Here is a 7,139-nt window from a genome sequence, read left to right as displayed (position 1 = left end):
TTTATTATTGAGTTTGAAGACAGACTTGTGAAACATATTAACTAAAACTGCAGTTACACAGAATCTGTTACACCCTCAGAAAATGATACTTTGACGATGTTTGAGCATATCGTCTCTAATTTATACATCATCTCTAATTTATACATAGTTTCTGATTTATACATCATCTCTAATTTATACATAGTTTCTGATTTATACATCATCTCTAATTTATACATAGTTTATGATTTATACATCATCTCTAATTCATACATAGTTTCTAATTTATACATCATCTCTAAGTCATACATAGTTTCTAAGTCATACATAGTCGCTAGCTCTTACATAGAGTAACCGATGCTAAAGACTGCGGACTCTGTTGCCGAGTTATAGCCAGCACCTAGTATAAGGCGTTTACCTATAACGTAACGCAGGCCGACTTCTGCTCCCCATGTGGTATTTTTATCTGTTTCCCAGACGGGCTCGGCACCGACAATATAAGGGACGATATTGGTGGTTGAAGAATACTCTGTTGTATAGGCCGCGGCACCGCCATAGAGGCTGAGATCACTGGTGAGTGAATAACTGAGGCCAAAGCGCCAGAGGGTGTCACGAGTGTAGGCTTCACCCGGCGGCTCGACGTAAACATCTTCTTTTTTACTCTGGGCATAACCTATGTAATAGCCCCAGTCGGCATAGTCACGGTCATAATGGCGAGGCGCAACGGTGATACCGTACATAGCTTCTGCGGCGGGAATATAGTCTACAGTTATAGCCATTACGGGGGCTGGTTTGAACGTGTCGTCTTGGCTGTAATCATTTGCCATAGCGTTAAGGCTAAATAAAGCGACTAAGCTGGCTACTAATAATCTAATCATGCTTATCTCTTAAACGTCTGACATAGGATGATGGATTGTTCTCAATCTTTTGTTTACAGTCAACCAACAGTGCTAAAATAGCCGAAATAATAGCGGTTTGTAACAATAGTGTTGAACTAGCTCGATACTGATGTTGGGCTTTGTTTAGATCGATGCTCCGTGTGGGGTCGATCAAAAGTGGAGAGAGATTTTGGATCAGAAATTACGCTCATCGATAGTGGAGTGGCTTACCAAGTTCGGCATTGATGCTCAGCCATCAGATGGTATGTCTAGCGCTATTATGGTGGTTGCATGCTTTATTATCGCTTTTATTGGTTATTTCTTCGTCAAGCGCGGCGTTGTAACCACCATGAATATGGTTATTCTGCGTTCGAAAGCGCATTGGGACGATATTTTCATGCGTCATCAAGTACTCGAGAAGATCGCGATACTGGTTCCCGTTCTTATCTTGAATATTTTGATGCCGCTGGCGTTGAGTGACCATAAAGTAATGAGTAGCTTAAGCGACCGGTTACTCGACGTGATGATTGTGGTGTTGCTCGTTCGCGCTATTTATAGCTCGTTAGACGCTGCCAATGAAATCGCTGATTATAATTTAGTGAGTCGTAGATTACCGATTAAGAGCTTTGTGCAGCTGGCTAAATTGTTCATGTTCTTTGTGGCTATCATCATCTCTATTTCAGTGTTAGCAAACCAATCACCTGTTTATTTCTTAAGTGGTTTAGGTGTCGCGACGGGTTTAGTCATGTTGGTATTTAGAGATACCATTTTGGGCTTTGTGGCGGGTATTCAGCTTGCTGCTAACCGTATGGTGAGCCCGGGTGACTGGATCGAAATGGACAACTTTGGAGCCAATGGCACAGTAGAGGAGGTGTCGTTAACCACTGTTAAAGTGCGCAACTTTGACCAGACCCTGACCATGTTACCCGCTTATGCTTTGGTTTCTGGGGCCTTCAGAAACTGGCGTGGTATGTCTGAATCTGGTGGGCGACGGATCAAACGTGCGATACAAATTGACATTCAATCGGTGCGCTTTTTAACTGAAGATGATATGCGTAGCTTAAGCAAGATCAATCATCTTAAAGACTATTTCTCTGCAAAGTCGGCGGAGATCATTACATATAACGCTCATGTACAAGATGCAGACATGTATGTGAATAGCCGTCATCTAACCAACTTAGGTACTTTTAGGGCTTATATCCAAGAGTACTTAACTCAGCACGATAAGCTCCGTAAAGATATGACGCTGATGGTGCGTCAACTGGCACCAACCGAGCTAGGCGTCCCTATCGAGCTTTATGTGTTTACTAACGATACAAGATGGGATTTTTACGAGGGCATTCAGGCCGATATATTTGATCACCTGTTTGCGATATTGCCTGAATTTGGTTTAAGAGTATTCCAAGGCCCGACGGGAGCGGATGTTCGCAGCTTGAAGCATTAATCTTTTCTTGATATTGCGATACATAGCAACAGCCAGGTTTACACTCATCAGTATTAATCCTGGCTGTTTATTTTGTGGCTTACACTGATTGGTATTGGTGAGAAATTAGTTTTCGCGAGTCACCAAAATTGCCGCTAATGCCACAAATACTCCACCGCTAGTTCTATCAAACCAATGCAGTTTATTACTCGACTTCAGTGTTGGCGCGAGCACATTCGCCATGCTGGCGTAGATCATGACAAAGCTAAAATCTACCACGGCCCAAGTTGCAGCAAGTATGGCCAGTTGTGGCCCTTGAGGCGCTGTAATATCGATAAATTGAGGGAACAATGCGGCAAAAAACAGCAGATCTTTGGGGTTGCTAATGCCCACCCAAAAGGCCTGTTTAAATAGCTGTTTTGGCGTGCCTTTACCTTGGGTTGTCTTAAGCTCTAAGCCTTTACCATCGCCCTTGGTGAGCAGTAATTTAATCCCAAGAAGCAGAAGATAAGCTGCGCCACACCATTTTAATATCGTAAAGCCGTATTCAGTCGCGCTTAACAGGGCGCCTAAGCCGGCAGCTGACGCCATCATTAATATCAATGCCGAAGTGACGCTGCCAAATGCAGTGGCTATGCTGCGACTCTTACCATAGTGAATGCCGTGACCCATAGACAATACAGCCATGGTGCCAGGAGACACGGCAATCAACAATATGGCAAACAGGTAGAGTAACCAGGTATCAAAGCTCATAGATTTTATACAATTTTAAATGACTGGCAGCACTATAGCCGCCAGACATTATTTAGGCAAACACCTAAGGATTATAGTCGGGGATAGCCTTAGGGTGACGGCCTTGAATTGAGCGGTAAAAGTCGACGATTTCGTTCATATCTTGTCGAATGTTGCCTGTTGGTGTTTTGCCTTCGGCAATCACAACTGTCTTGCTACCGAAATCGAGTCCGACGGTTATGATCGGTACTTGAGCTTTATTGGCGATATGATAAAAACCAGTTTTCCAGCGAGATACTGGGCTACGGGTGCCCTCTGGAGCCAAAGCTAGACGGAAATTGGGATTGGCTTGAAATAACTCGGCTACGGCATCGACCATATTGTTACTTTGACGTCTGTCGACGGGGGTGCCACCAATAGCACGAAAAAACCAGCCCCACGGTGGGATAAACAGTTGATGCTTACCTAAGAAGTTGATTTGTACGCCTAGTGCGCCACGGGCGATAACCCCAATGATGAAGTCCCAGTTGCTGGTATGCGGTGCGACAATCGCAATAAATTGCTTATCTTTTGGCAGCTCGCCGGATATTTTCCAGCCGATGAGTTTTAGCAGCCCTTTCCAAAATAATTGAAACATATAACGAAAACCTTCCGGCCTTTTTTTAGAGTATTGATGTTTTCTGCCGCTTTAGCCAATCATTAGCTATGATTGGCGGCAAGACGTCAGATGGATATTTGGGTATAGTACACCTAATAAAGCCCGATCGGAGAGTGGCAATGTTTAAAAAAGGAATCAGTGTCTTATTGTTGTGTTTGGCCTTTAATGCCAACGCTGTGCCAACGGATGATATTGCGAGTATTTTGGCTGAACAACAGGCTGCATGGAATCGCGGTGACTTGGATGCTTACATGCAAGGCTATTGGAATAACGACAAAATGCGTTTTGTGTCGAATGGCAAATTTAGCTACGGCTGGGATAAAACCTTAGCGGCATACAAGAAGCATTATCCAGACAAGGCGGCTTTAGGCGCACTCACTTTTACGATTAAAGAAACCAAGATGCTAAGTAACTATGCGGCGATCGTTGTCGGACGCTGGTCACTAGAGCGAGCTAAAGATAACCCTAATGGTGTGTTTACTTTGCTGGTTGAAAAAATCGATGATCGCTGGGTGATCACTCATGACCACACATCGGATTGAGCCTGCTAGACTAAAACTGTCATTAGCTAACCTCTCGCTGAGCGAGCAAACTTTTAGACTGCAAAGCTTGATATTGATAGCTTTAACAAAAGTAAGGAGTTTATATGGCGTTTATATTACCTGCGGCCTTACTGGTTATAGGCTCACTCTTTTTGATTGGGCATGCTGTGATAGATGAGCGTAAAGTAAAAGATTAATACCGGAGACGCTCATCTTACTATTGCTTGAACTCGCTCTAAGGTGAGTACAATATCAGATGAGCTCAATATTCGGCTCGCAAAAAAGCCAGCTTAACTTGCTGGCGCTATAACGAACTCATCCCTACCTAAGTTTCGCCCCTTGCCGTCATACCTCACTTCAGTGAAATGTATCTTGCCCTGTTTGTCTTTTAAAATAATGCTGGTCGAGCGAGTACCATACTCTTCATGCTGAATGTAGATTGATGATAAGTGGCGTTCCCACTCTACACTCACGCCTGTTGCCGGTAACTCTGCATCGGGCGCTTGGGTATTGTCGGTCATTATATTGAGTAAGGCGTCGATATCGGGCGTGGTGTGATTGCTAATGTGCTGTTCTATTGCTTGAGTGCCCCGAGCCATCTTAGGCCAAATGTCATCTAGCGCACCATTACTGATGGAGTGAAATCCGCGGTTGAGAGTAGTCAGCGTTTGACTGCGACTATCGAAGCATTGCAACAGGTGTTCGTCGCCAAAGAGCAAATTGAATGGATTGTAGAAGCGACTGTAATCCTGCAACCAGCGTTGATCTATACCATCAGCCTCAAGGGCTTTTAGCACCAGTTCACCCCGGCTTTTCATGTCATTTTGGTTAAGTTCTGGCGCGCGAATATTGGTGAGGCCGGCAACCTTACCTTGCTGGTTTACTCCAAGCCAGGTGCCACCGGCTTCGAGATCTTTTCCGGCTAGCAGTTTATGTGACTGATTTAATGCGGGCCAGAAATGAGCGGGTTCGGTTGGGCGATAGTGAAACTCATCGCGATTCGCGCAGATGATTAATGGGAATTCGGGGTGGGTTTGCAGGGCTACAAATAGAATGCACATAAACAAAGCTCAAATCTAAGTCATGGATACAGGTTAATGCCCATGACTTAGAAAAGCTAGCGACTAGAGGTTTAGAACCTAAATTCTAATGTCTAAAGCCTAGTGATGATGTTTGTGGTTATGCTTCTTTTTATGGCCATGGTTATGCGCATGACTATTGTTATGTTCTTGTGCATCAGAGTGCGCATGCTTGTCTGAATGTGCGTGAGCGTGATCATGGGCATGTGATTTAGGCTTAAGTAGCATTAATCGACTCAAGAACTTACGTGGTCCAAGGCGAAGCAAACTGGTTGCAAACAAGATAGCCACTATGATTAAGCAGATATTGTTTAGCGTGGCAGGCAGATGAACCAGGGCTTGCCATTTAGGGTGTAATAACTCAATTGCACCTAGCAAGGTGATCAGTAGCGCAAATAAGCTGGCCTTTTGCGTCCAATTCATCAATTTTAGCTGAGCTAAATTAAATATTGGCGCGGCGATTAATGGCAGCATAACCGCTGTGGTCGTCCAGCCACTGTAGGCTAACGATAACGATAATACCGCAGCACCTAAATTACAGAAGCGCATAGGTAAAAATACCAATAACAGCACAATAACCTGTACTAGCGGGCTCGATAATGGCACTGCAGGGTGACCAATTAGATTGGCTAACACTAGGCTCAATAGGATCCATGGCGCACTGCGGTCAACTAAGTGTGCGAAGCCAAAGCGCCACGCTGAAGCGGGAAGGTGGTCATGGGGATCCGTCGGCTCAACATTGCAGCGTGTCAATTGCCAGCCAATAATCAGTACCGAGATTGCTTGTAATAACGCAAATGTTGGTCCTAAAAGTAAGCCGGTAATGATTATGGCTTCAGGGCCAAGTAATCGTTGTAACCAGAGACGGCTTAACTGCTGATCATGAGGCGTGAGTCCATAATGAAAGCGCAGACTCGCCACCGCGTAAGCCAGTAATAATACTGGGGCTATCGTCAGCATCCAGTCGAGCAGGTGTTCTGTTGTATGACTATGGTGATGATGCTCGTGACCGCCTGAATCTACCATTAGCAGTAGTACCAGTAAAACGATACCCAACAAGCTGCCGATACCAGCCTGATATTCGTATTTGCCTTGCTTGTCAGTGTCGGGTGAGCCGTGAGGCTGATGCAGCACCACATGCAAGATTGAGCCTGTTACAAAGGCTTGTAAGTAAACTGTATTTTCTAGGCTTAACTGCGACAGTAGTTGTTCACCAGCAAAATAGCCTACACAGGTAAGTAGCATCATGGCAGCTAATACCACCATTGCCCAGCGACTGCCGACTTGTGGTTTGAGCAACCACCAGATCGCAACGCCTACAGGTAATCTATGTAGAATAATGCCGAGTGCTAGCAAGATGGAGTTGCCCTCTTGCTGGGCTAAGATCATCGCGCCACCATCTGTGATGGTATGCAGCAATAGGCCGCCAATACCTAGAATTAAGGTGAGATTGTGGGTCACTTCTGAATAGCGGTGGAACAGACGCTCGCTGAGAGTGGGCCCCCACATGCCGATAACGACAAATACAATGGCCAGAAATCCGCCATGTTCTAATAGCTCAGGAAGAATATGGATCAGCACTAAGCCGCCCAGAGACACGAATATAAATCCGTCTAGGCCTTTTTGTAATCCATTGCCTGCCGAAAAGAATCGATAAAACAGCGGACCTAATAATAGTGCGATACAGCTAGCTAAGAGATACAGCATTGAGTTCCAAATTAAACCGGCAGCACGGAAAAAACGACATAGTATACCAGTGTTGTGGCGAATTAGCAGAGTGCAATGTTGAATTTACATTGATACTCAGTCGCAACTAATTCAAGTTAATTGTGAATTTATGTGGTGTTG

7 protein-coding genes are annotated in these 7,139 nt (G+C 44.8%); 2 read left to right on the top strand and 5 right to left on the bottom strand.

The window, feature by feature from the left end; genetic code table 11:
- Positions 1-320: 320 nt before the first annotated feature.
- Positions 321-857: a TonB-dependent receptor gene (locus ACVBIK_RS03825; RefSeq protein ID WP_447163115.1), complete on the bottom strand. Its 537-nt coding sequence runs from the start codon at positions 855-857 to the stop codon at positions 321-323.
- Positions 858-1,047: 190 nt separating this feature from the next.
- Between ACVBIK_RS03825 and ACVBIK_RS03820 the strand changes: the two genes are divergently transcribed.
- Complete coding sequence (locus ACVBIK_RS03820; protein ID WP_447159116.1) at positions 1,048-2,301, top strand: mechanosensitive ion channel family protein; 1,254 nt, start codon at positions 1,048-1,050, stop codon at positions 2,299-2,301.
- Positions 2,302-2,406: 105 nt separating this feature from the next.
- Here the strand turns inward: ACVBIK_RS03820 and ACVBIK_RS03815 are convergent, their stop codons facing one another.
- Positions 2,407-3,033 carry a LysE family translocator gene (locus ACVBIK_RS03815; RefSeq protein WP_447169135.1) on the bottom strand — a complete coding sequence of 209 codons (627 nt, stop codon included), beginning with the start codon at positions 3,031-3,033 and terminating at the stop codon, positions 2,407-2,409.
- 64 nt (positions 3,034-3,097) lie between these two features.
- Positions 3,098-3,649 carry a lysophospholipid acyltransferase family protein gene (locus ACVBIK_RS03810; RefSeq protein ID WP_447159114.1) on the bottom strand — a complete coding sequence of 184 codons (552 nt, stop codon included), beginning with the start codon at positions 3,647-3,649 and terminating at the stop codon, positions 3,098-3,100.
- Between the two features lie 140 nt (positions 3,650-3,789).
- On the opposite strand from ACVBIK_RS03810, the gene ACVBIK_RS03805 reads away from it, so the two are divergent.
- On the top strand, positions 3,790-4,212 hold the full coding sequence (locus tag ACVBIK_RS03805; RefSeq protein WP_447159113.1) for a YybH family protein: 423 nt from the start codon (positions 3,790-3,792) through the stop codon (positions 4,210-4,212).
- 290 nt (positions 4,213-4,502) lie between these two features.
- Here the strand turns inward: ACVBIK_RS03805 and ACVBIK_RS03800 are convergent, their stop codons facing one another.
- Positions 4,503-5,273: an NRDE family protein gene (locus ACVBIK_RS03800; RefSeq protein WP_447169134.1), complete on the bottom strand. Its 771-nt coding sequence runs from the start codon at positions 5,271-5,273 to the stop codon at positions 4,503-4,505.
- Positions 5,274-5,372: 99 nt separating this feature from the next.
- On the bottom strand, positions 5,373-6,998 hold the full coding sequence (locus ACVBIK_RS03795) for a metal transporter (protein WP_447169133.1): 1,626 nt from the start codon (positions 6,996-6,998) through the stop codon (positions 5,373-5,375).
- Between the last annotated feature and the right edge of the window lie 141 nt (positions 6,999-7,139).

The organism is Shewanella sp. 125m-1 (assembly GCF_052977065.1).
Note: the sequence above shows the minus strand (reverse complement) of the source record. Positions and strands in the feature narration are given on the sequence as shown.